This window comes from Flavobacterium eburneipallidum, from assembly GCF_027111355.2.
GTDB classification, from domain to species: domain Bacteria; phylum Bacteroidota; class Bacteroidia; order Flavobacteriales; family Flavobacteriaceae; genus Flavobacterium; species Flavobacterium eburneipallidum.
Genome location: NZ_CP114291.2, coordinates 2,723,750 through 2,749,980 on the forward strand (window position 1 = coordinate 2,723,750; position 26,231 = coordinate 2,749,980).

Here is a 26,231-nt window from a genome sequence, read left to right on the forward strand (position 1 = left end):
AGTAGTATAAAACTGAACACTATTAACTGAATACTGAATATTACTCCTCTTCTTTCTTTATAACCTTTCTGTCCACTTCAATTTTAAATTTCTTACCTTTCATTTTTTCATCCTTAATGTTATGAAGCAAGTCTTTCACTTTATTGAATTTTACGGCTGCAAACGAAATAAAATCCTTTACTTCGATTAAGCCTAAATCGCCTTTTTCGAGTTTTCCTTTTTGAGAAAAGAAACCAACAACATCAATTTTGTTCAGTTTGTTTTTCTTTCCGCCACTGATGTAAATCGTTTGAAATTCAGGTGGTTTTGGTAAAGTTGTTGAACTTTCCACATTAAGAACTGGCATTCCGTAATCAACATAATCCAACTTTTTTTCGCCTTCATTTACAATCAAATAAGCTGTTCCCGAAGCTTGCATACGAGCTGTTCTTCCGTTTCTATGAGTAAATTCATCTTCTTTTAAAGGCAAATGATAATGAACAACGTGTTTCATTTCGGGAATATCCAATCCACGAGCTGCTAAATCGGTGGTGATTAAATAACTCACACTTCCGTTTCTGAACTGGATTAGCGCCCGTTCTCGTTCGTCTTGATCCATTCCGCCGTGATAATAAGTGGCGTAAATTCCTTTTTCGTTCAAAGTATCGCTAATTCTTTCGGCGGCATCTCGGTGATTACAGAACACAATTGCCGATTGCGATTTCAAGGAACATATCAAGTTGAACAAACTGCCTATTTTATCTTTTGATGGAGAAACTACCATTTTCATAGCAAGCTTGGTTTCTTCTTCCTCATTTTGAATAAAATCCAAAATCGTAGGATTGACTACTCTAGTGTATTTTGGAATTTCAATATCGGAAGTTGCTGAAACTAAAATACGTTTATTTAATTTGGATAATTTCCCAATAATAAAAGACATTTGCTCGTGAAAACCCAATTGCAATGACTTATCAAACTCGTCCAGAATTAAAGTTTCTATTTTGTCTAAACGAAAAGTGCCACGGTCAATATGATCGGCGATTCTTCCTGGAGTTCCAATTAAAACCGCTGGTGGATTGCTTAAATTCTTGATTTCGGTATCAATGGAATGTCCGCCGTAACAAACGTTTACTTTATAATCGGTTCCCATTTTTTTCCAAACTTGCTCAATTTGCAAGCCTAATTCTCGCGATGGAACCAGAATCAAGCATTGAACAGAAAGGATTTCAGGTTTCAACATTTCGAAAATGGGTAATAAGAAAGCCAATGTTTTTCCGGAACCTGTTGGCGAAAGCAGTAAAATATTATTGTCGCTCAAAATAGTTTCTTGAGCAGCAACCTGCATTTCATTCAGGTTTTCGAAACCTAAATTGTGTAGTATATTGTTGGAATGGTGTTTTTGATTCATTTTGTAAAGATAGGTAAAAAGTTGGCAGTGGTCAGGTTGCGGTTTTCAGATTTTAAACACTGAAACCTAACAGAGAAACTAAATATAATTTCTGCACATATCTGCAATCCGGCTACTACAAACTCACTTTTTCCTCTTCAAACAACAATTTTATGTTTTCATAAGAATTTTTCAATATTTCAGAAATGTTATTCGGATGTATCCAAACTACTTTTTCGATTCCTTCCTCAATTTGTCCTACAGGAATTCCCTCAAAATCGGATTGCATTTCAAACCAATGGGTGATTTTTAGCTTATAAATGCCATTTCTTTTAAAAACGTGGTAGGTTTTCTGTAATTTTTTGGTGACTCTTAACTGACCAACGCCTGTTTCTTCCTCTACTTCACGCATTGCGGTATCCTCAATTTCTTCACCTTTTTCAGTACCGCCTTTAGGCAAATCCCATTTTCCACCCCTGAAAATAAACAAAACCTCGCCTTTTTTATTGTAAACCAATCCTCCTCCTGCTTTTGAAACAGGAATTTTAGATTTCAAAGTTTTCATAATTTCCTTTTCATCAGGATGATAAAGAAAAGCTTTCTGAATTTTATTTTGAAAAATTTTGATTATAAGTTGCTTTATATCAATACTTTCCAATAAGAACAATTGAAAATCTGTCTCTTTAGAGATTTCATTTGTCAAAAAAAGTGGTTTGTCGTTCACAAAAACTTTATACATTTGTACTATGATATTTAATAAAGATACCGCCGAAAAAACTGCCGAATTGCTTTTGCAAATAAATGCAATTAAATTGAATCCAAGAAATCCTTTTACATGGGCTTCGGGATGGCAATCACCAATTTATTGTGATAACCGATTAATTTTATCCTTTCCACTGATTAGAAACTATGTTCGAGATGAATTTTCAAAACACATCGAAAAACAATTCGGAAAACCCGATGTTATTGCTGGTGTGGCTACTGGAGCAATTGGAATAGGAATTTTGGTTGCCGAAAGTATGGGTTTACCTTTTGTTTATGTAAGACCTGAACCTAAAAAACACGGTCGCCAAAACCAAGTAGAAGGTTTTTTACAAAAAGGGCAAAATGTAGTAATTGTCGAGGATTTAATAAGTACAGGTAACAGTAGTTTGCTAGCTGTAGAGGCTTTGCGAAATGCAGGAGCTAATGTAAAAGGAATGGCAGCTATATTTACTTATGGCTTTGATGTTGCTGAAGAGAACTTCAAAAATGCCAATGTGGACTTGTTTACTTTGAGTAATTATCAAAATTTATTGAATTTGGCAGTAGCCAAAAAATACATTACCGAGGAAGAAGAACAAACTTTGAGAGTTTGGAATTCAAGTCCATCTACTTGGAATGTTGAAGTATAAAACACTACAATTATCCCCTTTCATAGCGGGATTAAAATAAAATTATAGAAATGAATTTAGAAAGTCCAAGAGTTACTATCGAAAAATCGGCACAAGAATTATTTGATTTATTGAGCGATGTCAAAAATTTTGAAAAACTAATGCCCGATAATATTGCCAAATTTGAAGTTATTGGAGACGACTCTTTTCTTTTTGGACTTAAAGGAATGCCTGAAATTCAACTAAAAATGAAAGAAAAAATAGCTCCTAACAAAATACTTTTAGGATCAGCTAGCGAAAAACTATCTTTTACTTTAGAAGCAGATATTCATGTTGTTTCTGAAAATTCTTCGAATGTTCAATTGCTTTTTCAAGGCGAATTCAATGCTATGATGGGGATGATGATTAAAGGACCAATAGGTAAATTTATCGAAACATTAGCCTTAAATATGAATAAGTTGTAAATTTATTTTACCACAAACAAAATAGCCTTTTCAGTCAATAGAAAAGGCTATTTTGTTTAATACAACATCTGAATTTCTTTGATATCAAATGCAGCAACCGAATCGTCTTCTAAAAGCACTTGAAGTTTGCCAAAAGAAGAAACTCCTTTAATTATTCCCATAAAATTTTGTTGACTGGCATCCGAAAACGGCATTGGAATTCCTTTTTTGAAAAGCAAATTCGAATAATTATTCCAAAACAAATCTTTATTCTGATTCCAAGATTGAATGTTTTGTTCCAAATTTTCAATAATCCTAAAAAGCAGTTTTTCTTTATTAAAAGTAGTCTTGCAAATTACTGCCAAAGAAGACGCTTTCGGCAAAAGTTCAAAATTGATTTGGTTTACATTCAGTCCTAAACCTATGATTGAAACAATTTCGCCATCACTTTTAATACTATTTTCAATCAAAATACCACCTATTTTTTTGTTGCATGACATAATGTCGTTTGGCCATTTGATACTCAAATCCGGAATATTAAATTGTTCCAATGCTTGAATTACCGAAACCGATGTTGCGATATTAATATCAAATATCTGGTTATTATTTCGCACAAAACCCCTAACCAAAACACTCATAATTAGATTTTTACCCGATTCAGAAACCCAAACTGCTCCCATTTGTCCTCGACCTTTGGTTTGAGTTTCGGCAGTAACCACAGTAAAATTTTCGACTACTTGATTGCTTGATAATCCTTTCAGAAAATCATTTGTAGAATCTATGGCATCGAGTTTGATTAGTTTCATAGGAAAGTTATTTGTGAAACAGAATTTAATATTATGTTAACGTTCAAAAATAATCACAAAAAGTGGTAACTTTACAAACTTATATTAAAAATAATTCATGGCTAAAAAGACTATAAATAATGATGTGCTATTGGCAAACATCATCAAAGGAATTGAAGAAGTAAAAGGAAATGACATTGACATCCTTGATTTAAGAGAAATAGACACTGCAGTTTGCGACTATTTTATCGTTTGCAACGGAAATTCAAATACCCAAGTTAACGCCATCGTTAACTCTATCCAAAAAACAGTTTCGAAAGAATTAAAAGACAAGCCTTGGCATGTCGAAGGTACTGATAATGCGGAATGGGTTCTTATGGACTACGTAAACATAGTAGTTCACGTTTTTCAAAAACACATTCGCGAATACTATAACATTGAAAGTCTTTGGGGTGATGCCAAAATCACTACAATTCAAAACAAATACTAAAGAAACATACTGTAATGGCTAAAGATAATAATCCAAATTCGAATAATTTTAAAGTAAGTCCTTGGTTAGTTTATACCGCAATACTATTGATTTTTTTGTTCATTAGTTTTATTACTGGTGGTTCTAATTTTTCGGAACCAACCCAAATAAAATCATCTGACATTGACTCTATGTTGACTAAAGGTCAAATCAAAAATGTTGTAATTTATAACAGTAAAGATGCAGAAATTTATCTTACTGATGCAGCATTAAAAGAGCCTGCTAACAAAAAAGTATCTAAAGATGTTTTGGATCAACCCAACAAAGGTCCACATTATGTGACTAAATTTGGTGATCTTAAATCTTTTCAGGAGAAACTAGATAAAGCCAAGGCAGAAAAAAAATTAGTTGATTATGACATCAAAGATGCTAGTAACTGGAGTGATATTATAATAAGTTTATTGCCTGTTATAATCATTGTAGGCGTATGGATTTTTATTATGCGCAGAATGTCAGGCGGTGGAGGTGGCGGACAGATTTTTAACATCGGAAAATCTAAAGCCAAACTTTTTGACGAAAAAACAGATATTAAAACCACATTCAAAGACGTAGCTGGTCTTGAAGGAGCTAAAGAGGAAATACAAGAAATTGTAGAATTCTTGAAAAATCCTGAAAAATACACCAATCTAGGAGGGAAAATCCCCAAAGGAGCTTTGCTTGTAGGGCCTCCTGGAACTGGAAAAACCTTATTAGCAAAAGCCGTTGCTGGCGAAGCTCAAGTACCATTTTTCTCTTTATCAGGTTCTGATTTTGTAGAAATGTTTGTAGGTGTTGGCGCTTCAAGAGTTCGTGATTTGTTCAAACAAGCCAAAGAGAAATCTCCTGCTATTATCTTTATCGACGAAATTGACGCTGTAGGTAGAGCTAGAGGAAAAAGCAATATGTCAGGCGGAAACGACGAACGTGAAAACACCTTGAACCAATTATTGACTGAAATGGATGGCTTTGGTACTAATTCAAACGTAATTGTTTTGGCAGCTACTAACAGAGCCGATGTTTTAGACAAAGCTTTGATGCGTGCAGGTCGTTTTGACAGACAAATTTTTGTTGACTTACCAGACATAAGAGAAAGAGCTGAAATTTTTCAAGTGCACTTGGCGCCAATTAAAAAAGTAGAAAACCTTGATCTTGATTTTCTTGCCAAGCAAACACCAGGATTTTCTGGGGCTGATATTGCCAATGTCTGTAACGAAGCCGCTTTGATTGCTGCCCGTTATAACAAAACTGCTGTGGACAAACAAGATTTCTTGGATGCTGTAGATAGAATTATTGGTGGTTTGGAGAAGAAAAATAAAATCATCACTCCTGATGAAAAAAGAGCGATAGCCATTCACGAAGCAGGACATGCCACAGTAAGCTGGATGCTAGAGCATGCAGCACCTCTTATCAAAGTAACAATCGTTCCTCGTGGTCAAAGTTTAGGAGCAGCTTGGTATCTTCCAGAAGAAAGACAAATTGTAAGAACCGACCAAATGCTAGACGAAATGTGTGCAACTATGGGCGGAAGAGCTGCTGAAAAAGTAACTTTCGATAAAATTTCGACAGGAGCATTAAGTGATTTAGAAAAAGTAACTCGTCAAGCTCGTGCTATGGTCACCATTTATGGTTTGAATGACAAAATAGGAAATGTAACTTATTATGATTCAAGTGGACAAAGCGAATATAGTTTCTCTAAACCATATTCTGATGAAACAGCCAAAGTAATCGATGCCGAAATTTCAGAATTAATCGAAGGACAGTACCAAAGAGCGATTCAAATATTAGAAGAAAACAAAGACAAACTCAATCAACTAGCTGACATCTTAATTGAAAAAGAAGTGATTTTTAAAGACGATTTAGAAAACATTTTCGGAAAAAGAACTTTTGATGCTAATTTGGAAGAAGTAGTTTCTTAATAGGCGAATTCATATATTATTTTAAAATCTTAATTCAAAAACTACTTTTGAATTAAGATTTTTTTATCTTTGAACGTTTTCAAATAATATATAAAGTAGCATAAAAAAAATATGAGTCTTTTTAGCAAATTTTTTGGTTCTAACAATCCCGCTTCTGAAGAGGCTAAAGATAATGAATTCAGCAAATTCACCCCAGACAATGAAGTTCCTGTAGAGGAGCAATTTGTTTTTAATTTCAAAAAAAATGGTGGAAAATTTTTGTATTGCGAAAATGAATCTGAAGTCAAAGACCATTTAGAACATATATTTGAAGAAAATGATTGGTTTGAGAGTGAAGCATTATGCTATGAACCAGAATTATTCAATATGTTAGAAGAAAATAGAATTGCTTTTAACCAACCTACAAACCCAGCTTTTTTCCTAGCGAGTTGCGAAAATTTAATTGCTGACGAAGGTTCTATCTTATTTTCTTCGAAACAAATCAAACAAAGAAAGCCCAATGAATTACCTTCAAACATAGTAATTCTAGCTACAACAAGTCAAATAATAAGAACTAAAAGTGATGGCTTGAGCGTTATCAAAAAGAAATACGTAAAAGACTACCCAACCAATATTACGACCATAAAATATTTTGAAAAAGCAGCAGAAGAAGACTTTACTCAATACGGAAGTTCTGCAAAAAATCTATATTTATTGCTTTTAGAAGACCTGTAAGATGAATGAAACACTAAAGAGATCCATATCTGGTGCTATTTATATAATTCTATTACTGGCTTCAATTCTCTATTCTACCGAAAGCTTTTTTATAGTATTTGGTATTTTTTTAACCATCACTATTTATGAATTTTGTAATCTGATACAAACTCATAAAGTCTTCCCTATACTTTTTGGAATCGTTTTATATAGTTCTATAACATTAGTTAGCCATTATAACAAAATAACTACTACTACCATTAATGGACTTTTCGATACTAATATAGAAATCCCAATCAATGTACAACAACTCAACATTGTATTGCTAGCGATAACTTTAGTAGTATCTGCAAAATGTATTCTTTTCTTATTCTATGATAAATTTCAAAAGATAAGCACCTCTTCCAAATATTTGTATTTATTAGGTTATATCATTTTGCCATTTGTATTTATCACTAAAATTTCTTTTGGTGTAAAGGATTACAACCCTAAAATTATAATTGGATTGTTCATTTTAATCTGGACCAATGACACTTTTGCCTACATCGTAGGAAAATCAATAGGTAGAAACAAATTATTCGAAAAAATATCACCTAAAAAAACTATCGAAGGATTCTTGGGAGGAATTGTTTTTGCTATTTTTGCAGGTTATTTAATATCGAGATATTACATCAAAGCCAAGCCTGAATTTAGCGAAAAATCAATACTAATTTGGACATCAATTGCCGTAATCGTTGGTGTTATGGGAACAATTGGCGATTTAATTGAATCCAAATTTAAACGTGTTGCTGGTGTAAAAGACAGCGGATCTATAATGCCTGGTCACGGAGGCATCTTAGATAGACTAGATAGTGTTATATTTGTAGCACCAATTATATTTTTATTTTACCAAATCTTAAACTATGTTTCATAAAGAAGGCGCTCCATCTATTTTAATCGGCACTGTTTTTACAGTTGTTGTACTTTTATTATCGGATACATTTATTGATATTTATTGGCTTAAAATGGCTATCCAAATAGCAACTTTATTGTTATTGATTATCATTTTACAGTTTTTCAGAAATCCGAAACGCAATTACATTCTCAACGAAAACCAAGTTTTATCTCCTGTAGATGGAAAAGTAGTCGTTATTGAAGAAGTGTATGAAGGTGAATATTTCAAAGAAAAACGCCTACAGGTTTCTATCTTTATGTCGCCAATAAACGTTCACGTGACGCGTTATGGATTGAGCGGATTAGTAAAATTCAGCAAATACCATCCAGGAAAATTCTTGGTAGCTTGGCATCCAAAAGCAAGTGAAGAAAACGAAAGAACTACAATTGTTATCGAAAATAAAAATTTTGGAGAAGTGCTTTACCGTCAAATTGCAGGAGCATTAGCCCGAAGAATTGTAAATTATGCTAAAGAAGGAACACAAGTAACCCAGTGTGAAGATGCTGGTTTTATCAAATTTGGTTCTAGAGTAGATGTATTTTTACCTCTTGGAACACCTATAAATGTTGTACTAAACCAAAAAGCAATAGGAGGAAAAACTGTTATTGCCACAAAAGGCTAATGAGTAAAAAAGATTTAGATACACGATTTCAAGAAGCAGTAGCCATTGCTTCTAAAATGACACAAGCGTCCTTGCCACAGGATGTGCAGTTGCGTTTGTATGCCTTTTACAAACAAGCCACTTTTGGTACAGCAAACTACAATCAATCAGAACATTCAGATTTGAGAAATGCTTTCAAAACCAATGCTTGGATACAAATCAGTCATTTATCTGTAGAAGAAGCCAAAGAACAATATATTGAAAATATAAATTCCTTAATCCAAAAATAAATCCACAGTCATGAAAAACTTTCGTTTTTTATTATTGAATTTGGTGTTAATCACTACGTTACTTTCTTGTAACAAAAAAAAACTGACCGAAGTGGTTGAAGTCCCACTACCAACAGCCCAAGAAAAAACAATTATGGGTATGCCTGATGATGTTAAGGCGGATGAAGGTTCTTTTCAACTAGATAAATTACCTTACAAATACGACGCCTTGAGCCCAAGCATATCGGCATTGACAATGGAAAACCATTATTCTAAACATTATCTAACCTATACCAATAATTTAAACAAATCCATAGTAGGAACTCCATTAGAAAACTTAACTATAGAAGAAGTTTTAACTAAATTAGACCCGAGCGTTCTTGACATCAAAAACAATGCTGGAGGTTATTACAACCATACTTTGTATTTCAAATGTATGGGACCAAAAGGAGGCGGACAACCAAAAGACACTTTAGCAACAGCTATAGACAAAAATTTTATAACCTTTGATGATTTCAAAAGAGAATTCAAAAATGAAGCTGCCAAGCAATTTGGTTCGGGTTGGGTTTGGTTGATTGTAAACAAATCAGGACAACTTCAAATTACAACTACCCAAGATCAAGACAATCCATTGATGCGAAATGCAACTGTTCCTGGCAAACCCATTTTAGCACTAGACCTTTGGGAACACGCTTATTATTTGGATTACCAATATAAAAGACAGAATTATGTAGATGCTTTTTTTGATCTAATTAATTGGGATAAAGTTCAAGAAAATTATGAAGAAGCTATAGCGAAGAAGTAATACATTGAAAACGGATGGAATATCAAAATTACATCCTTTTTTTATGTCGTTTAAAAAGCCAACTACATACTTATAAATAAATCATAATATGGATTATGATTCTTTGCTTTTGCTTAAATTTGGCAAAAAATTAATCCATTGAAGCAGTTACTACTTTTCATCAGTTGTTGTTTAACCATTATAGGTTCGCAAAATCTTTTGGCACAAGCACCCGAAAAAATATTGATCGAACATTCTGATTATTTTGATGTCAACCAACTCGAAGCTCCCGATGCTGCCTTGCTTACTGGAAACGTACGCATCAACCACGACGGAGTAATTATGACGTGTAACAAAGCTTATTATTTCCAAAAAGAAAACTACATCAAAGCCTTTGGAGACGTACAATTAGTCCAAGGAGATACTTTATACTTAAACAGTAAATATGCCGAATACAATGGCAATATGAAACAAGCTTTTGCAACAGGAAATGCCGTTATGCGTTCGCCAGAATCTAAATTAGTTACTGATACTATCAACTTTAATCGAAATACTCAAGAAGTTTATTACAACACCGCTGGAACAATTACGAATCGTGACAACACGCTAAAAAGCAAGTCTGGAAAGTATTATGTAGTAGAGAAAAAATTCCAATTCCTGACAGCAGTAACCATTACCAATCCTAAATATGTTATCAAGTCCAATCACTTGGATTATTACAGCAATTCGGGGCATTCCTATCTTTTTGGACCTTCGACAATTACCAGTAAAACCAATTATATTTACACCGAAAAAGGATTTTATGACACCAAAAAAAATGTATCTCATTTTCTTCGGAAATCCTATATCAAATACGATGATCGCTTGATTGAAGGCGACAGTTTGTATTATAATAGAAACAAAGAATTTGCCTCCGCAACCCGAAACGTAAAAATTACCGATTCTATCAATCGAGGAATTGTCAAAGGACATTATGCTGAATTATACAAAAACAAAGACTCGATGTTTGTAACCAAAAGAGCCGTAGCCGTAAATTTTGTTGAAAATGATTCGGTTTACATTCACGGACAAAAACTAATGGTTACTGGAAAAGAAGACAATCGAATTATTCGTGCGTTCAACAAAGTGCGTTTTTTTAAAATCGATATGAGTGGAAAATGCGATTCCATCCATTCGAGTGCCAAAATTGGTTTGACAAAATTAATAGGAAACCCTATTCTTTGGAACGGAGAAAGCCAAATTACTGGTGATATCATGCATCTTATTGGCGACAAAAAAACTCAAAAAATCGACTCTCTCAAAGTTTTGAATAATACTTTTATAGTCTCTAAAGATACTTTAGGAACAGGTTTCAATCAAGTCAAGGGACAAAATCTGTTCGGGAAATTCCTAGAGGGAAAACTCCACGATGTGGATATTATCAAAAATGCCGAAGTCATTTATTATATGCGAAATGATGCTCAAGAACTCATTGGTATCAACAAAAATGTGAGTAGTAAAATCAATATTATTTTTGATAAAAATCAAATAGAAGACATTACCTTTTTCACAAACGTCGATGGAGCCATTCATCCCGAAAAAGACCTGCCCGAAGCCGAAAGAGTACTAAAAGGACTGGTCTGGCGTGGCGATGAAAGAATAAAATCGAAAGATGATATTTTTACGGATGAAGAAAATTTAGAAAACGACAAATTAGTCCAACAAGGCAAAGACGAAAATGCCAAGAAAAACGTTCCGATGAAAGTCAGGAAAGAAACCTTGGATTACGATAAAAAGAAAAAGTAGTTATATCAGATTTCTGATGACAATTTTACATAAATAACATCCCTTTAATTTGTCATTCCGACGAAGGAGGAAACCCTACTAACGAGAGCAACATAATTGAGACGCTTCCAGCGTGACAAATAGCAAGAATAAATATCTACAAAAACAAATAAAAACTCCGTAAAACTTTGCGTCATCGCACCTTTGCGGATAAAAAAACAACAACGTGAACGATTTCATAAAATACCAAGCACAAACGTCTCCCTATCCATTAGGAATGGAAGTTTCGCATGCAAAAGGTTCTTATATTTTCGATACTAATAATAAAAAATATTTGGATTTTGTGGCTGGTGTTTCGGCTTGTACACTCGGACACCAACCACCGAGAGTCAATCAGGCAATAAAAGACCAGTTGGATAAATATTCGCACGTGATGGTTTATGGCGAATATTCGCAAAGTCCAGCGGTGGAATATTGCAAATTGATGGCTTCACTCCTACCCGAGCCTTTAAATAAAACCTATCTCGTCAATTCGGGAACAGAAGCTATTGAAGGTGCCTTAAAACTAGCCCGAAGAGTGACTGGCAGAAGCCAATTGATTTCTTGCAACAATGCCTATCACGGCAATACGATGGGTTCGATGAGTGTCATGGGATACGAAGAGCGCAAACAAGCTTTTCGTCCGTTGATTCCCGATGTAGATTTTATTACTTTCAACAACGAAGCCGATTTAGAAAAAATCACCACCAAAACGGCTGGAATTCTACTGGAAACCATTCAAGGTGGTGCTGGATTTATTCAACCTCAAAATGATTTTCTAAAAAAAGTCCGAGAACGCTGTACCGAAGTCGGTGCCATGATGATTCTGGACGAAATCCAACCGGGTTTTGGAAGAACAGGCACGCTTTTCGGATTCCAAAATTATGATGTCGTTCCCGATATTGTAGTTATGGGCAAAGGAATGGGAGGCGGAATGCCTGTGGGAGCTTTCACCGCTTCTGCGGAAATGATGGATTTATTGACATATAATCCAAAATTGGGTCACATTACCACTTTTGGCGGACATCCTGTCATAGCAGCAGCTTGTTTGGCTACTTTGAAAGAAATTACCGAAACAAACCTAATGACAGAAGCTTTAGCCAAAGAAAAACTATTCAGATCACTTTTGGTACATCCTTTGATACAAGAAATTAGAGGAAAAGGATTGATGTTGGCAGCAATGACAGCAAGTGCAGAGATTACCAACGAAGTGATTCTAAAATGCCAAGACAAAGGACTTATTCTATTCTGGCTTTTATTTGAACCAAATGCCATCCGAATTACACCACCATTAACCATTTCTGAAGAGGAGATTAGAGAAGGCTGTGCAATTATGATTGAAGTAATGAATGAAATAATGATTTAAGATTTTTGATTTCAAATTGCAATTACAACTAGAAATAGCTGTTAATTAAATTGTTCACAACAATTCCAACTTTTCCTCACAATAACACCTAGGTTGCCTAATTTTATTTCGGGCAAACTCAAAAAGACAAAAGTATGCAATTAAGCGACGAGGAAGAAGACTATAACTTATCTCTATCCAAATTTGAGTCGATGTTGAAAACCAACAAAGTGCTCTTTTTTGACTCCGAGGAATTTGAAGACATCATCCTTCATTACCTCGATATGGGAAAAGCCAATTTGGCTAAAAAAGCCTTGAAACTAGCCTTGGAACAACATCCAAGATCAACTGGTTTGAAACTAGTTCAGGTTGAAATGCTAATTTATGACGACAAACTAGAAATAGCCGAAAAGCTATTGAACGAACTGTACGCCATTGAACCCAATAACGAAGAAATCTACATCCAGAAAGCCAATATTTGTTCTAAAAGAGACCAGCACGAAAAAGCGGTCGAAATGCTCAAAATTGCTTTGAAATATACGGATGATTATGCCGATGTCTATAATTTAATCGGGATGGAATACCTGTTTATGGATAATCTCGAAATGGCAAAAGACAGCTTTATCAAATGTTTGGAAGAAGATTTCGAAGATCAATCAGCCTTATATAATGTTGTGTATTGCTTCGAATTTTTAGATCAAAATCAAGAAGCTATCACTTACCTCAAAAAATACATCGATAAAAATCCATATAGTGAAATCGCTTGGCATCAGCTGGGACGCTTGCATTATGGCGTAAAAGAATATGAAAACGCCATTCGTGCTTTTGATTATGCTACTCTTATAGACGATGAATTCCTTGGTGCTTTTATGGAAAGAGCAAAAGCTTTGGAACGTATGAAAAAATATGAAGAAGCGATTGAAAGCTACAACAGAACCATCGAATTAGATGATGCTACTTCTTATGCTTTGCTTCGAATTGGAAAATGCTACGAAAGGCTAGGCAATAAAGTTCAGGCTTTGAAATACTTCAACAAAACAGTTCACGAAGATCCACTTTTGGATAAAGGATGGATTGCGATTACCGATTTTTACGTTCGCCAAAAAAACTTTCAAAAAGCCTTGTTTTTTGTTAACAAAGCATTAGCGATTGACAATCAAAATCGTTTGTATTGGAAGCGTTATGCCACCATTAACAAACAAATGAACTTCTTTGAAGAAGCCGAATTTGGATATCGAAAAGCAGTAGAATTTGGCGATTATGCTTTAGACACTTGGTTGTTTTGGGTTGATATTTTGCAGTTTTTGGGCGAATTCGAAACGGCAATCCAAACTTTGTTACAAGCTACAGAATATTTTCCTGAAGAAAACGAAGTCGAATACCGTTTGGCTGGATTGTATTTTATGATTCAGGAAACTACCAAAGCTAAATTTCATTTAAGCAACGGTTTGCGCATCAAATTCGAAAACCATTATATTTTGGAAGATTTATTTCCAGTAGTTTGGACTCGAAAAATGGTTCAAAACTATATTACCAAACACAAAAAATAATTTTTAATTAAATAAAAAAACTGACACAGATTTCACAGATTTACACCAATTAATTCGTGTAAATTCGTGAAATTCGTGTTTTAAAACAAACACAATGCTAGACACAATACGCAAACGCTTTGGCTTACTAGGACGCAACATTAGTTATTCTTTTTCAAAAGGATATTTTACAGATAAATTCAATGCCGACAAACTTTTCGAAGGTTGTACTTACGAGAATTTTGACATTCCAGAAATAACTGCTTTCTCTGAAATCATAAAAAACACGCCTGATTTAAAAGGAATGAATGTAACGATTCCTTATAAAGAAGTTGTGATTCCTTATTTAGACAAATTATCCAAAAAAGCAACCGAAATAGGTGCTGTCAATACCATAAAATTCACCAAAAAAGGAAAACTAAAAGGCTACAACACCGACTATTATGGTTTTATGAAATCATTAGAACCATTATTACAACCGCATCACAAAAAAGCATTAATTCTAGGAACTGGTGGCGCTTCTAAAGGTGTGGCTTATGCTTTGAAAGAATTGGGAATCTTGTACACTTTTGTTTCCAGAGAAGCCAAAGAGGGTATAATTGATTACGACCGAATCAATGCTACGACTTTTGACAATTATCAAATCATCATCAATTCTTCACCAGTAGGAACAAGCCCAAATATTGATGCTTTTCCACTGATTCCTTACGAATATTTCACAGAGAAACACATTGCTTACGATTTGATTTACAATCCTGCGGAAACCCAATTTCTAAAAAAGGCAGCTGCAAAAGGAGCACAAACCAAAAACGGACAGGATATGCTTGTTTTTCAGGCTGAAAAGGCTTGGAAGATTTGGAATAAGTAGGAGAAACAATTCAATAGGCTACAATGAAATTCATTCTTACAATACTTCTGATAATTTCAACATCTCTATTTGGATGTAACAATCCGTCCACAAAAAAAGTAACCTTTAAAAATCCGTCAATAAACGTTGAATCAACGAAAACAAAAGCAAACCAAGCGTTAAAATTTTGCAAAGCCAAGAATTTTAATCAGGACTTTTGCATTTTAATTGATATGAGTTTGCATTCTGGCGTTAAAAGATTTATCGTTTGGGATTTTACAAAAAATAAAATATCAAATAGTTTTTTAGTTGGACACGGATGCGGAGAAAATCCTTGGAACAATGATTATTCAAAAGACAATCCAAAATTCAGTAATGTAGATGGAAGCCATTGTTCGTCATTAGGTAAATACAAAATAGGACAAAGAGCCCATAGCGACTGGGGTATTGGCGTAAAATATGTTTTACACGGTTTGGAATCTACCAACAATAATGCGCAAAAACGTTTTATTGTTTTTCATTCTTGGGAAGTAGTTTCAGATGAAGAAGTATATCCAAAAGGAACTCCAGAAGGTTGGGGATGTCCTACAATTTCAAATAATAGTTTCAAAATAATTGATCCATTATTAAAATCAAGCACAAAACCAGTTTTGATGTGGATTTATAAATAAATCCTAATCAGAAACTTTACAAGGCTTAACAAAAGGTCACCGACTTTCGTTACCAATTATAAATTGTGCAAATCGATTGTGCTTTCAAGACATCTATTACTGGATTATCAACTTTTGTAATAGCTATAATTCCATTATCATCAACATAATTGGAAGCACTGGAATAAACATAATGAGAAGCTTTGGCAACAATTCCTGCTCGAACAGGATTCAAATGAATATAATCCAATTTCGACCAAAAGAACTTTTCAGAGAAAATTTCTTCGGGATGATTTCCATATTGCCAAAACTGATATTTTTCATTTCGGCTATGGCTTTTACAAGCAAATTCAAAACGTTTCAGCATCCAATCGGCTCTACTTTCTGGCTCTGTTTCTATTTTATTCAAAATGGTCTTTGCTGTAAACTTCTTGAAATCCCGAATCAAATCAGATAATTTACTGTTTTCTGACTGAATGATCAAATGAATGTGATTGGACATAATAACAAAGCCATATAAAATCATTCCTTTGTTTTTAATGCAAAAATCCAGACTTTCGATGACGCAATCTTTATAGGTTTTTCTGGAAAAGACATCAACCCAGTCCACAACCGTTGCAGTTATAAAATGCGCTTTGGATTGATCTCGAATTAGGAATCCTTCTTTTTCTTTCATTTTTGTTTTTTTTAAAGGTCAGTCAGAGACTGAAAATCACATCCTCAAAGTCGGAGACTTTGCCGAGCTGGATTTCCTACTATTATTAGTCTATTCTTTTAGTTTTAATAATAAAAATATATCTTTTTCATACGTTTCAATATTATTTACAAGTTCTGATTTTATTTGCTCCTTTGATTTTGATTCATTTTCAACTAAATAAATGATTTCAATCGCATCTTGAAATTCATCAATACTGTAATCGGAAATTGTTTGAAAATTTTCAGTTTCTTTATTCATATTACTTATTTTGAAATAATATTCGTAAAATAAAAAATCAACATTTGTTGTTACTCCACCTGGATTTTTACAAAACGAGTCTAATTTTTCCTTAATTTCTCCTGAAATAAAAATGTGATAATCTTTTTGTAGCATAATTTGTTTGTTATTAATGAATAATTCTTTTATTGTGCAAATTTACGCTATAAGTTAATCCCTTCAAAAAGTGTGACAAAAAACCAAACTTTTTATTAAAAGCTACTTTGAAAATCTCGCTCCGCAAAGTCTCCGACTTTGAGGATGTGTTAGTCAGTCTGTGACTGACATAAATTAAATCTTTCTAAATAAAATCGGTTGAAAACCGAAAATCACTACCTCAAAGTCGGAGACTTTGCGGAGCGTAAAATCCTACCCCAACCATCCATCACGATCCAAGCTTCTATACTGAATCGCTTCGGCAATGTGGGAGGCAACTACATTTGTCGAGGCTTCTAAATCAGCAATAGTTCGGGCTACTTTTAAAATTCTATCATAAGCTCTGGCAGAAAGATTCAAGCGTTCCATGGCGGTTTTTAGTAATTGTTTAGAAGCATCGTCAAGCGCACAAAATTCTCGAATGTGTTTGGTATTCATTTGGGCGTTGTAATGAATATGTTCCATTTGAATAAAACGCTGCGATTGAATTTCTCTAGCGGCTGTTACTCGTTTTCGAATATCGACACTGCTTTCGGCTTTTTGATCATCGGATAATTTATCGAAAGGAACAGGAGTTACTTCTATATGAATGTCAATTCTATCCAACAAAGGCCCTGAAATTTTACTCAAATAGCGTTGCATTTCGTGTGGCGAAGACGTTTGTGGCGAATCAGGATCGTTGAAAAACCCACTCGGACTCGGATTCATACTGGCTACCAACATAAACGAAGATGGATAAGTCACGGTGAACTTGGCTCTTGAAATGGTCACTTCCCTATCTTCCAAGGGTTGTCGCATCACTTCAAGAACATCTCTTTTGAATTCTGGTAATTCGTCTAAAAACAAAACACCATTATGAGCCATCGAGATTTCGCCTGGTTGAGGATAACTTCCTCCTCCAACCAATGCCACATTGGAAATGGTATGATGCGGACTTCGAAATGGTCGTTGATTCATCAAACCTATTTCTTTCAATTTTCCAGCGACACTATGAATTTTGGTCGTTTCTAATGCTTCTCGCAAAGTCATGGGAGGCAAAATACTAGGCAAACGCTTGGCAAGCATTGTTTTTCCTGCTCCAGGAGGACCAATCAGGATAATATTGTGCCCGCCAGCAGCTGCAATTTCCATACAACGCTTGATGCTTTCTTGTCCTTTCACATCACTAAAATCAAATTCTGGAAAATCTAATGTTTTATAAAATTCAGCTCGGGTATCGATTGTTGTGGGTTCTAACGTGCCTTTTCCTTCGAAAAAATCAATTACTTCTTGTACATTTTCTACTCCGTAAACATCTAAACCAGCTACAATTGCTGCTTCTTTTACGTTTTGTTTCGGCAGAAAAAAACCTTTAAATCCTTCTTCTTTAGCTTTTATAGCAATAGGCAAAGCACCTCGAATGGGTTGTAAACTTCCGTCGAGAGAAAGTTCTCCCATTATAATGTACTTATCGATTTCGTCCGTTTTAATTTGGTCCGAAGCTACTAGAATTCCAATAGCCAGCGTCAAATCATAGGCTGAACCTTCTTTTCTCAAATCGGCGGGTGCCATATTAATGGTAATTTTCTTGCCTGGCATAGCGTATCCATTATTCTTGAGTGCGGCTGCAATTCGATAGCTACTTTCTTTGATGGCATTGTCTGGAAGTCCTACCAAATGATAACCAATTCCCTTATCCATATTAACTTCGACTGTAATTGTGGTGGCTTCCACACCAAAAACGGCACTTCCAAAAACTTTTATTAACATATAACTATTGTATTTAAACGTAAAATATTTTGATAGTATTTTTTTTCATGAAGGATACACTAATCCTATTTGACTTCTAACTTCATCCACGATTTTGATTAAATCTAAACTATTTTGATGAGACCAAAGTTGGCTTTCAATCTTATTTTTGCGAATACAATGATGGCATTCTTCAATTTCATACGTAAATCCTTTTCCCTTTGTTGGCAATAAAAATTCTTCTTTATTGTTATTGACTGATAAAGTATAAGATTGTGCTTCGTGCCAAAGGGCATTCAAATTAATGGTACCTTTACTTCCATTGATGGTAGCAATCATATTAGATGCTGATACAAAACTGGAATGTAAAATAGCTTGAGCGTTTTCATATTGCAAAATCATAGAAGTTTGCAAATCGGCTCCTGTTTTGTAAAAATTAGATTTTGCCAAAATTTCTGTTGGAATTCCCAATACCATATAGCATAAAAATAATGGGTAAACACCAATGTCTAAAAGTGATCCTCCACCTAAATTGATATCGGTTTTTCTATTACCAATTCCTTCTAGGGTTGCAGCAGAAAAAGCAAAATCAGCATTGATGTATTTAATGGTTCCTATTTCTCCATTTTTAATTTTAGCAAAAGCTTCTCGAAATGATGGATTGAATCGGGTCCAAAAGGCTTCCATAAAAAAACGATTATTTTCTTTTGAAGCCGTAATCATTTGCAAGGCATCATCATAATTTAAGGCAATAGGTTTTTCGCAAAGAACATGTTTATTATTTTGTAATGCTCTTATACTCAAAGTGGCATGAGAGTTATGGGGCGTAGCTATATAAAATATATCCACTTTGGAATCCTTCATAATGGCATCATAAGAATTATAAACCTGCTTCACATTATAATTTTTGGCAAATTCTTGTGCTTTATCAAGATTCCGAGAAGCCACTGCTACTAATTCAGCATCTTCAACTAGCATTAAGTCTTTGGCAAATTGATGGGCAATATTACCCAAACCTATAATTCCCCATCTAATCTTTTCGTTATTCATGTTATTGTTTGTTATTTATATAGACACCAATGAATTTATGTTTTTTTCAATAGTACAAAAAATAGTGTATTCATTCAAAATCTAAATTTAACATAAAAACCCTTTCAATAGAAATTTAGCACTAAAATTAATTTGCAAACCAAAATCTATTCATTTTCTTTGGTATAAATTACACTATTAAAATTCATTAGCAATGAAAGTAATTCTCCGCACATTCGATTTAGAACTCAAACATACTTTTACCATCTCTAGACTTTCTTATAACACCCAACCTAGCTTGATTGTAGAATTGCAAAGTGAGGGGTATTCTGGTTTTGGCGAAACAACGTCTAATGCCTATTATAAGAACACGGTTGAGATGATGAAAAATGATATTGAAAAAATTATTCCATTTATCGAAAGTGTTACCAATGAAGCTCCTGAAGAATTTTGGAAAAAAACTTATCCATTCTTAAAACATAATTTATTTGCCCTTTGTGCTTTGGATAACGCTTACACCGATTTGTATGCACGCAAAAAAGGGAAGAAACTATATGAATTTTGGAATTATTCTATTAATCGTAATCCAAAAACAGATTACACCATTGGCATTGATAGTATCGAAAAAATGGTAGCTAAAATGAAAGAGCTACCTTGGCCGATTTATAAAATAAAACTGGGAACCAAAGAAGATCTTGCTATTGTTACCGAATTAAGAAAACATACGGATGCCATCTTTCGAATTGATGCCAATTGTGGCTGGACAGTTGATGAAACGCTAAACAATGCTATTGAATTAAAAAAATTAGGAGTTGAATTTCTTGAACAACCCCTGAAAGCAGATGATTGGAAAGGACATAAAGAAGTCTTTAACCATTCTGTATTGCCTATAATAGCTGATGAAAGTTGTATTATTGAACAAGATGTAACCAAATGCTACAATCATTTTCATGGTGTGAATATCAAATTAGTAAAATGTGGTGGACTTACCCCTGCCAGAAGAATGATTACCAAAGCCAAGGAACTAGGAATGAAAACCATGGTAGGCTGTATGACAGAATCTACAGTAGGAATCTCGGCAATTGCGCATTTATTACCCGAATTGGATTTTGTAGATATGGATGGTGCCTTACTATTATCTAAAGATATTGCTACTGGAATAACTATTTCAGAAGGAATTATAAAATATGCAGAAATAAATGGAACTGGCGTTAGCTTAATAGCCTAAATATTAACGAATTCTCAATATACAACAGGTTTCATTCAAAATTAATCTACAAAAAGAATCAGTTTACCACATAATTGATGAAAAAGAGCCGTTTTAGATTCTAAAAATTATAATTCTGTCAAAAAAACCCAAAATCCTTATTAACAAATTCCAAATTTTGACAATCAATTATCTCATACCCGCAAAATTTTAGGGGGTAAAGTATAAATTTGACAAAAATCATAACTTATAAAGTATTTTTTGTGGGGGTATGGAATGAATTATATACTTTTATCAAAAATTATAACTAAAAACTCAAAACTATGCGAAAGATTATTTTAAGTGTGATTCTAATCACAGTTCTGGTATTATCCATTTTTTCAATTCACTTCATTTCTGAATCTGCAACATTAGGTGCTCACGTTGTAGAATTAAAATTAGACACAGGTGACACGGCTTGGATGATTGTTGCTACTGCACTTGTATTATTAATGACTCCAGGACTTGGATTCTTCTATGGTGGTATGGTAGGTAAAAAGAACGTTATCAGTACCGTACTACAAAGCTTCATGGCTATGGTAATTGTAACCATCTTATGGGTTGTTGTTGGATTTGGATTATGTTTTGGTCCTTCTGTTGGAGGAATCATTGGTGATCCATCGTACAATTTGTTATTCCAAGGAGTTAGTGCTAACACTGCTTGGGAATTAGCACCAACTATCCCAATGATATTGTTTGCTTTATTCCAAGCTAAATTTGCTATCATCACACCTGCTTTGATCACAGGAGCTTTTGCAGAAAGAGTACGTTTCTGGGCTTACTTGTTGTTCATGGTATTGTTTATCTTATTCATATATGCTCCATTATGTCACATGACTTGGCATCCTGATGGATTATTCTTCGGATGGGGAGTATTAGATTTTGCTGGAGGAACTGTAGTACACATGAGTGCTGGATGGGCTGCTCTTGCTGGAGCTATCTTTTTAGGAAAAAGAAAAGTTCAAAAATCAAACCCTGCTCGTATTACTTATGTATTATTAGGAACTAGTTTATTATGGTTCGGTTGGTTCGGATTTAATGCTGGATCTGCTGTTGGAGCTGGAAGCCTTGCTGCTCAAGCTTTAGGAACTACAACTGTAGCTGCTGCTGCTGCTGCAATGGGATGGGTATTCTTGGATAAAATTCTTGGACACAAATTATCTGCAATGGGAGCTTGTATTGGAGCTGTTGTAGGATTGGTAGCGATTACTCCTGCTGCTGGATTCGTAACTATTCCTCACGCAATGGCAATTGGTATCATTGCAAGTATCGTAAGTAACCTTATGGTAGCTAAATTCAATAAAGAGAAAATTGACGATGCTTTAGATGTATTTGCTTGTCACGGTGTTGGAGGTATGGTAGGTATGCTTTTAACTGGTGTATTTGCTTCTAAATCTGTAAACTCAATCGTAGGTGATAACCAAGGTTTAATCTTCGGGGATGCTACATTGTTTTTGATCCAATTAAAAGCATTAGTTATTACTTCTATCTTTGCTTTCTGTGCATCTTATGCTTTGTTCTTCATTGTTAACAAAATAACTCCATTAAGAGTTTCTGAAGAAAAAGAAGAATTAGGATTAGATATTTCTCAACACGGAGAATACTTGTAGTATTTAGTATAACAACAAATAATAAAAAACTCTCTGATCATTCAGGGAGTTTTTTATGCTATAAATAGAAACTTAAATAGCAAAACAAACTCAATTATTTCATTATAAAATTTAATTCCCTCGCTTCTTCACTTTAAATTCAAATGTATTCGCTCCCAATAATCCATCACTATCTACTCCTTCAATGTTTCCTATAAAAAGAGAATTGATGTCCGAGCAGAAAAAATCGACAGTTGCTTCTCCATTTATATCCGTAATTATATCCGATTTCCAAAACAACGTATTGCGGTAATCTGGCGACGAATCGGTTATTGTTACTTCATCATAAATGGCTTCATAAAAAACTTTCTTGCCATAATAGCCTTCAACCATTACCACATTAAACATATCCAACAACTCTTCTTCGGTTAAATCCCTATAATTAAACCTAGGTTCTGGATGATTTTTACAGTTCAGAATACCATTAATACATCTATAATCAACCACATGATCTAATCTGTACAAACTATCCAGTTTTCCTATGTATTTATCCCGAAATCCTTTCTTTTTTGAGATTATAGCAACTTCTTTCAGTTTGGTTATAGTTTCCCGATCGGCAAAAGGAGAAACGACTTCTGGCTTTTTTTCTGGTATTTTTTCAATAGAATAAATCAGGTTTTTACTCTTGCGATTAGCATTGATTTTTTCGAAAAAATTACCCGAAAAATCAATACGGTATTTTGAATTTTCTGCTGTATTCAGTTGTAAATAAGTATAACTGCCCTCCCCTTTTTTAAACTCTTTAGCACCTATCGTAAAAACACCTATCGAGTCCGTCACGATAAAATATTTACCTGTCTTCTCATTGGATGTAGCCACAAACATTGTTTTTCTTCCAACGGATTCAGTTATATTTTTCTTCATTTTTTCAAAACGAACTTTTGCTTTCCAATCCTCAAAAACCAGAGGTTGAATACTCGATTGCTCTTTTAGATTAGTTTCATTCCAAACATAATTTCGCCATCCTTGGGTAAGCATCAGTAAATTCAAGGCTTGTTTTCGATCTTTATTTTGTTCGTTAAAATAATAAGCAGGATTGTAGATAGCTCCTTTTAATTGTGTAGAAAGCAAATAATGACTTTCGATGGTTTTTGCATCGAGTTTGTTTTGGTAAATTCCATCAAACACACTTAAACCCAAATGTGCTACAATGGGTTGACCGTTAGAATCAGTAACTTTTATTTTTAAACTAGCTTTGTCACGAAGTGTATATCCCGTTTGGTTGAGTTCAGTCTTTATAAATAATTTTTGTTCTTGATTTACATACACCAATCGTTCTGCTACTGGTTCTAGGTTTTGATTAAAAAGAGTAACTTCGGCAATGCCTTGAGGCAAATCTTTTAAAGGAAGTTTGAATACCAATTCTTTTTTCAAAATCCCCTTGGCGATACTATAAACCACACCTCGAATCTGCAATCTCAAATAAACTTTTTCTTCCTTTAAATCATCCGTTTGGGTAACTTTAAAGTAGGCTAACTCATTGTTACTGCCTATATAATGCAATACTTTTCCGCTAGTTTCTATCGCTGATATATCGTATTTTTTATCCGAACCCAAAAGTTGAATATGGTATTTTTTAGTACTATCAGGAATAAAATCAAAACCACCCATACCAGCATGAGCACTATTTAACGAAAGTACAGGAAAATCATTTTCAAACAAAGTCCCCGAAACATTCACAGGCAAGCCTTTTGAATTAACCGCTTTAAAAGCCAATGTACTCTCGATTCCTGAAACCAATTTTCCTCCTTCTGGGAAAGTTGTGAAATGCACCATACTGTCTTTCTCGATTGAAACTACCGTTGGTTTAGTGCGAATGGTTTTCTGAACTTCCAATTTCTTTGCGGCATAAAATTCCTTGGCAGTTCCTTCAAAAGAATGGCTGGTATAAGCTACCAAAGTATAAATCCCTTCTGCTAATGCGTTTTTTAAAAACAAATGCCCATTGACAAAACCGCTTTCTATTTCGTATTTTTTCTCCCAAACCACCTGATCCGTTTGATCTTCTATCAGCTGAACAAATAAAGTTTTACTACGTCCCGATGGATAAAAATATTGAGCATCCAACACATAAGCTTTAAACCAAACATCCTCCTCGGTTTCATAAATACCTTTGCTAGTTTGCAAATACACCAAATCAGCAATATTGTTTTTGGGTAACTTTTGCAGGGACTCCGCAAATTGTTCTGTATCGTTTGCGCCGTTTTGACCATAAAAAGATAATGCCCAAAACAATAAAAAGAGATATAATAACTTTGGAAATTGGTTTGGTTTTAGATTCATAAAGTTGGTTTGGTTTTAGTTTTGTTTCATAGCGTTGAATAAGAATTCTTGTTTTATGCTGAATGACTGTTAATAATCAAAATTATGAAAAGATTAACCAACTTAAAACACTAAAAACCTTACAATTACCATACCGGAATTAAGTTTAATAAAGATTTATTGCTATCTGAAAAACAATTAAATACTAATAATATTGAATTAACTATTTTGATAATTTGTAAGAAAAAATTAATATATTTGAAAAAACAAAAAGCGAAACAAACCTTCGCCAATCTACCCAATTTTGGGTGTATATACGAAGGTTTGTTTCGTGTATATACTAGTTGGCTGCTACTTAAAAAAAATCGAATGAAAGAAGAACCATCGAAAAAAGAAACAACATTAAAATATAAAGGTAAATTTGAAAGTATTTGGACAAACCCAGTATGGAGCAAAGTTATTTCAGCTGGAATTATTGCTTCAATAACAATTTTATACTCTATTGTTAAAAATGCTTTTGAAGACATTTCAATATATGAAGCTATAATCAAAGTTCTTAATTTCCAAATTGAAGTTTACTTATATTTAATGTTTTCAGTTTTTTCAATTGCAATCTATTTTATAATTAATTACTTAAGAAAGAAAATCAATAAAAAACATTTAGGTTTTGATCTCGACCAAAGAATAGGGAATTTTACTTTTAGAGAGCTTCATAATGCCCTTTTAACACATTTTATTGAAACTCCTGAAAGACTTCAATATAATGCTCCTCCAACAATTGATCTTTTAACAGTTTATAAAATATACGCAAGAATTTTTAACCAAGGTGTTCAATGGGAAGATGATATGGATACATATTACAAAATAGGACCAATTTTAATGTCTTATGGTATTATTGAAAAAGTACCGACAACAAATAAATCAGATACAATAGGAATGGAAATGCTTCAAACTTCAAAGATAGGTTTTGAATTTTTCGCTATGCTTGAGAAATGGCGAGTTTATAATAATAATGAATTTGAAGAAAGCGAGATACAAATTATAAAAGAAAAACAGAAATGAGCAAAATAAGCAGCAGCTAACAGCTAGAGTTTCGTTGCGTGCGCAGCACGAACAATGAAACTCCTGTTGAACGGAACCGATTACACGTCCGTCAACCTATGTACTTATCGTAAAAATTTTAGAGAGAATAGCAAGAGGATTTATATTCCTCTTTTTTTTTTTTTGAGTAATTTCTAGAGGTTTTATCGTGTTTTCCATCACTTTTGAGCCCCGCTAGTCCAAACATTAGGTATCATAGATACTACGAATTTGAGCAATTGGCTTAATGGAAAGATGGTTT

26 protein-coding genes are annotated in these 26,231 nt (G+C 33.9%); 17 read left to right on the forward strand and 9 right to left on the reverse strand.

Features of this window, described 5'->3' with window-relative positions; all coding sequences use genetic code 11:
• Positions 1-40: 40 nt before the first annotated feature.
• Positions 41-1,387: a DEAD/DEAH box helicase gene (locus tag OZP15_RS11560; RefSeq protein ID WP_281336170.1), complete on the reverse strand. Its 1,347-nt coding sequence runs from the start codon at positions 1,385-1,387 to the stop codon at positions 41-43.
• Positions 1,388-1,502: 115 nt separating this feature from the next.
• Positions 1,503-2,105, reverse strand: a complete 603-nt coding sequence (locus OZP15_RS11565) for an NUDIX hydrolase (protein ID WP_269225576.1) — start codon at positions 2,103-2,105, stop codon at positions 1,503-1,505.
• A 7-nt stretch (positions 2,106-2,112) separates the two neighbouring features.
• Between OZP15_RS11565 and pyrE the strand changes: the two genes are divergently transcribed.
• Positions 2,113-2,760 carry an orotate phosphoribosyltransferase gene (gene pyrE / locus OZP15_RS11570; RefSeq protein ID WP_269225577.1) on the forward strand — a complete coding sequence of 216 codons (648 nt, stop codon included), beginning with the start codon at positions 2,113-2,115 and terminating at the stop codon, positions 2,758-2,760.
• Between the two features lie 50 nt (positions 2,761-2,810).
• Entirely contained in the window at positions 2,811-3,203 is a 393-nt protein-coding gene (locus tag OZP15_RS11575; protein ID WP_269225578.1) for an SRPBCC family protein, read from the forward strand.
• Positions 3,204-3,259: 56 nt separating this feature from the next.
• On the opposite strand, the gene OZP15_RS11580 is transcribed toward OZP15_RS11575, so the two are convergent.
• Positions 3,260-3,988 carry a biotin--[acetyl-CoA-carboxylase] ligase gene (locus OZP15_RS11580; protein ID WP_281336171.1) on the reverse strand — a complete coding sequence of 243 codons (729 nt, stop codon included), beginning with the start codon at positions 3,986-3,988 and terminating at the stop codon, positions 3,260-3,262.
• Between the two features lie 97 nt (positions 3,989-4,085).
• Here OZP15_RS11580 and rsfS point away from each other — a divergent pair, with 97 nt between their 5' ends.
• The 11 genes from rsfS to OZP15_RS11635 all read left to right on the forward strand — a co-directional run bounded on the left by rsfS (position 4,086) and on the right by OZP15_RS11635 (position 15,217).
• On the forward strand, positions 4,086-4,457 hold the full coding sequence (rsfS, locus tag OZP15_RS11585; protein WP_269225579.1) for a ribosome silencing factor: 372 nt from the start codon (positions 4,086-4,088) through the stop codon (positions 4,455-4,457).
• A gap of 14 nt (positions 4,458-4,471) precedes the next feature.
• The gene (gene ftsH, locus OZP15_RS11590; protein WP_281336172.1) at positions 4,472-6,391 is read left to right on the forward strand and encodes an ATP-dependent zinc metalloprotease FtsH; all 1,920 of its coding nucleotides are present in this window, start codon (positions 4,472-4,474) and stop codon (positions 6,389-6,391) included.
• A gap of 111 nt (positions 6,392-6,502) precedes the next feature.
• On the forward strand, positions 6,503-7,105 hold the full coding sequence (locus OZP15_RS11595; RefSeq protein ID WP_269225580.1) for an LUD domain-containing protein: 603 nt from the start codon (positions 6,503-6,505) through the stop codon (positions 7,103-7,105).
• A 1-nt stretch (position 7,106) separates the two neighbouring features.
• Positions 7,107-7,997, forward strand: a complete 891-nt coding sequence (locus OZP15_RS11600; RefSeq protein WP_269225581.1) for a phosphatidate cytidylyltransferase — start codon at positions 7,107-7,109, stop codon at positions 7,995-7,997.
• A complete protein-coding gene (locus tag OZP15_RS11605) occupies positions 7,987-8,640 on the forward strand; it encodes a phosphatidylserine decarboxylase family protein (protein WP_269225582.1) in 654 nt (217 codons plus the stop codon). Before OZP15_RS11600 ends, OZP15_RS11605 begins: the two co-directional genes overlap by 11 nt.
• The gene (locus tag OZP15_RS11610; RefSeq protein ID WP_269225583.1) at positions 8,640-8,909 is read left to right on the forward strand and encodes an acyl-CoA-binding protein; all 270 of its coding nucleotides are present in this window, start codon (positions 8,640-8,642) and stop codon (positions 8,907-8,909) included. Before OZP15_RS11605 ends, OZP15_RS11610 begins: the two co-directional genes overlap by 1 nt.
• A 10-nt stretch (positions 8,910-8,919) precedes the next feature.
• Positions 8,920-9,693 (forward strand): superoxide dismutase, encoded by a 774-nt coding sequence (locus OZP15_RS11615; protein WP_281336173.1) that lies wholly within the window; start codon positions 8,920-8,922, stop codon positions 9,691-9,693.
• 138 nt (positions 9,694-9,831) lie between these two features.
• Positions 9,832-11,457, forward strand: a complete 1,626-nt coding sequence (locus tag OZP15_RS11620) for an OstA-like protein (RefSeq protein WP_269225585.1) — start codon at positions 9,832-9,834, stop codon at positions 11,455-11,457.
• A 256-nt stretch (positions 11,458-11,713) separates the two neighbouring features.
• Complete coding sequence (locus OZP15_RS11625; protein ID WP_432419388.1) at positions 11,714-12,841, forward strand: aspartate aminotransferase family protein; 1,128 nt, start codon at positions 11,714-11,716, stop codon at positions 12,839-12,841.
• A gap of 134 nt (positions 12,842-12,975) precedes the next feature.
• The gene (locus OZP15_RS11630) at positions 12,976-14,370 is read left to right on the forward strand and encodes a tetratricopeptide repeat protein (protein ID WP_281336175.1); all 1,395 of its coding nucleotides are present in this window, start codon (positions 12,976-12,978) and stop codon (positions 14,368-14,370) included.
• A 94-nt stretch (positions 14,371-14,464) separates the two neighbouring features.
• Positions 14,465-15,217, forward strand: coding sequence for a shikimate dehydrogenase family protein (locus OZP15_RS11635; RefSeq protein WP_281336176.1), 753 nt, complete (start codon positions 14,465-14,467; stop codon positions 15,215-15,217).
• A gap of 10 nt (positions 15,218-15,227) precedes the next feature.
• Here the strand turns inward: OZP15_RS11635 and OZP15_RS11640 are convergent, their stop codons facing one another.
• A complete protein-coding gene (locus tag OZP15_RS11640; protein WP_269227977.1) occupies positions 15,228-15,389 on the reverse strand; it encodes a hypothetical protein in 162 nt (53 codons plus the stop codon).
• Here OZP15_RS11640 and OZP15_RS11645 point away from each other — a divergent pair.
• A complete protein-coding gene (locus OZP15_RS11645; protein ID WP_281337487.1) occupies positions 15,337-15,867 on the forward strand; it encodes a murein L,D-transpeptidase catalytic domain-containing protein in 531 nt (176 codons plus the stop codon). The genes OZP15_RS11640 and OZP15_RS11645 overlap by 53 nt on opposite strands.
• A gap of 49 nt (positions 15,868-15,916) precedes the next feature.
• Here the strand turns inward: OZP15_RS11645 and OZP15_RS11650 are convergent, their stop codons facing one another.
• The 4 genes from OZP15_RS11650 to OZP15_RS11665 all read right to left on the reverse strand — a co-directional run bounded on the left by OZP15_RS11650 (position 15,917) and on the right by OZP15_RS11665 (position 19,753).
• Positions 15,917-16,522: an REP-associated tyrosine transposase gene (locus OZP15_RS11650; protein WP_269225587.1), complete on the reverse strand. Its 606-nt coding sequence runs from the start codon at positions 16,520-16,522 to the stop codon at positions 15,917-15,919.
• A 90-nt stretch (positions 16,523-16,612) separates the two neighbouring features.
• The gene (locus tag OZP15_RS11655; RefSeq protein ID WP_269225588.1) at positions 16,613-16,936 is read right to left on the reverse strand and encodes a hypothetical protein; all 324 of its coding nucleotides are present in this window, start codon (positions 16,934-16,936) and stop codon (positions 16,613-16,615) included.
• Positions 16,937-17,188: 252 nt separating this feature from the next.
• A complete protein-coding gene (locus tag OZP15_RS11660) occupies positions 17,189-18,724 on the reverse strand; it encodes a YifB family Mg chelatase-like AAA ATPase (RefSeq protein ID WP_281336177.1) in 1,536 nt (511 codons plus the stop codon).
• A gap of 45 nt (positions 18,725-18,769) precedes the next feature.
• Positions 18,770-19,753, reverse strand: a complete 984-nt coding sequence (locus OZP15_RS11665; RefSeq protein ID WP_269225589.1) for a Gfo/Idh/MocA family protein — start codon at positions 19,751-19,753, stop codon at positions 18,770-18,772.
• Between the two features lie 193 nt (positions 19,754-19,946).
• Between OZP15_RS11665 and OZP15_RS11670 the strand changes: the two genes are divergently transcribed.
• On the forward strand, positions 19,947-20,960 hold the full coding sequence (locus OZP15_RS11670; protein ID WP_269225590.1) for a dipeptide epimerase: 1,014 nt from the start codon (positions 19,947-19,949) through the stop codon (positions 20,958-20,960).
• A 302-nt stretch (positions 20,961-21,262) separates the two neighbouring features.
• Positions 21,263-22,588 carry an ammonium transporter gene (locus OZP15_RS11675; RefSeq protein WP_269225591.1) on the forward strand — a complete coding sequence of 442 codons (1,326 nt, stop codon included), beginning with the start codon at positions 21,263-21,265 and terminating at the stop codon, positions 22,586-22,588.
• Positions 22,589-22,699: 111 nt separating this feature from the next.
• On the opposite strand, the gene OZP15_RS11680 is transcribed toward OZP15_RS11675, so the two are convergent.
• Positions 22,700-24,910, reverse strand: coding sequence for a hypothetical protein (locus OZP15_RS11680; protein ID WP_281336178.1), 2,211 nt, complete (start codon positions 24,908-24,910; stop codon positions 22,700-22,702).
• A 348-nt stretch (positions 24,911-25,258) separates the two neighbouring features.
• Between OZP15_RS11680 and OZP15_RS11685 the strand changes: the two genes are divergently transcribed.
• Entirely contained in the window at positions 25,259-25,951 is a 693-nt protein-coding gene (locus tag OZP15_RS11685) for a hypothetical protein (RefSeq protein WP_269225594.1), read from the forward strand.
• The last annotated feature ends 280 nt before the right edge of the window (positions 25,952-26,231 follow it).

Excerpts from the sequence above, each read along its gene's own strand:
- OZP15_RS11605 (WP_269225582.1), top strand. The coding sequence starts at position 7,987 with ATGTTTCATAAAGAAGGCGCTCCATCTATTTTAATCGGCACTGTTTTT.
- OZP15_RS11630 (WP_281336175.1), top strand. The coding sequence starts at position 12,976 with ATGCAATTAAGCGACGAGGAAGAAGACTATAACTTATCTCTATCCAAA.
- OZP15_RS11625 (WP_432419388.1), top strand. The coding sequence starts at position 11,714 with ATGGAAGTTTCGCATGCAAAAGGTTCTTATATTTTCGATACTAATAAT.
- OZP15_RS11675 (WP_269225591.1), top strand. The coding sequence starts at position 21,263 with ATGCGAAAGATTATTTTAAGTGTGATTCTAATCACAGTTCTGGTATTA.
- OZP15_RS11660 (WP_281336177.1), bottom strand. The coding sequence starts at position 18,724 with ATGTTAATAAAAGTTTTTGGAAGTGCCGTTTTTGGTGTGGAAGCCACC.
- OZP15_RS11610 (WP_269225583.1), top strand. The coding sequence starts at position 8,640 with ATGAGTAAAAAAGATTTAGATACACGATTTCAAGAAGCAGTAGCCATT.
- OZP15_RS11580 (WP_281336171.1), bottom strand. The coding sequence starts at position 3,988 with ATGAAACTAATCAAACTCGATGCCATAGATTCTACAAATGATTTTCTG.
- ftsH (WP_281336172.1), top strand. The coding sequence starts at position 4,472 with ATGGCTAAAGATAATAATCCAAATTCGAATAATTTTAAAGTAAGTCCT.
- OZP15_RS11575 (WP_269225578.1), top strand. The coding sequence starts at position 2,811 with ATGAATTTAGAAAGTCCAAGAGTTACTATCGAAAAATCGGCACAAGAA.
- OZP15_RS11595 (WP_269225580.1), top strand. The coding sequence starts at position 6,503 with ATGAGTCTTTTTAGCAAATTTTTTGGTTCTAACAATCCCGCTTCTGAA.
- OZP15_RS11600 (WP_269225581.1), top strand. The coding sequence starts at position 7,107 with ATGAATGAAACACTAAAGAGATCCATATCTGGTGCTATTTATATAATT.
- OZP15_RS11650 (WP_269225587.1), bottom strand. The coding sequence starts at position 16,522 with ATGAAAGAAAAAGAAGGATTCCTAATTCGAGATCAATCCAAAGCGCAT.
- OZP15_RS11670 (WP_269225590.1), top strand. The coding sequence starts at position 19,947 with ATGAAAGTAATTCTCCGCACATTCGATTTAGAACTCAAACATACTTTT.
- OZP15_RS11665 (WP_269225589.1), bottom strand. The coding sequence starts at position 19,753 with ATGAATAACGAAAAGATTAGATGGGGAATTATAGGTTTGGGTAATATT.
- OZP15_RS11560 (WP_281336170.1), bottom strand. The coding sequence starts at position 1,387 with ATGAATCAAAAACACCATTCCAACAATATACTACACAATTTAGGTTTC.
- rsfS (WP_269225579.1), top strand. The coding sequence starts at position 4,086 with ATGGCTAAAAAGACTATAAATAATGATGTGCTATTGGCAAACATCATC.
- OZP15_RS11565 (WP_269225576.1), bottom strand. The coding sequence starts at position 2,105 with ATGTATAAAGTTTTTGTGAACGACAAACCACTTTTTTTGACAAATGAA.
- OZP15_RS11635 (WP_281336176.1), top strand. The coding sequence starts at position 14,465 with ATGCTAGACACAATACGCAAACGCTTTGGCTTACTAGGACGCAACATT.
- pyrE (WP_269225577.1), top strand. The coding sequence starts at position 2,113 with ATGATATTTAATAAAGATACCGCCGAAAAAACTGCCGAATTGCTTTTG.
- OZP15_RS11615 (WP_281336173.1), top strand. The coding sequence starts at position 8,920 with ATGAAAAACTTTCGTTTTTTATTATTGAATTTGGTGTTAATCACTACG.
- OZP15_RS11685 (WP_269225594.1), top strand. The coding sequence starts at position 25,259 with ATGAAAGAAGAACCATCGAAAAAAGAAACAACATTAAAATATAAAGGT.
- OZP15_RS11680 (WP_281336178.1), bottom strand. The coding sequence starts at position 24,910 with ATGAATCTAAAACCAAACCAATTTCCAAAGTTATTATATCTCTTTTTA.
- OZP15_RS11655 (WP_269225588.1), bottom strand. The coding sequence starts at position 16,936 with ATGCTACAAAAAGATTATCACATTTTTATTTCAGGAGAAATTAAGGAA.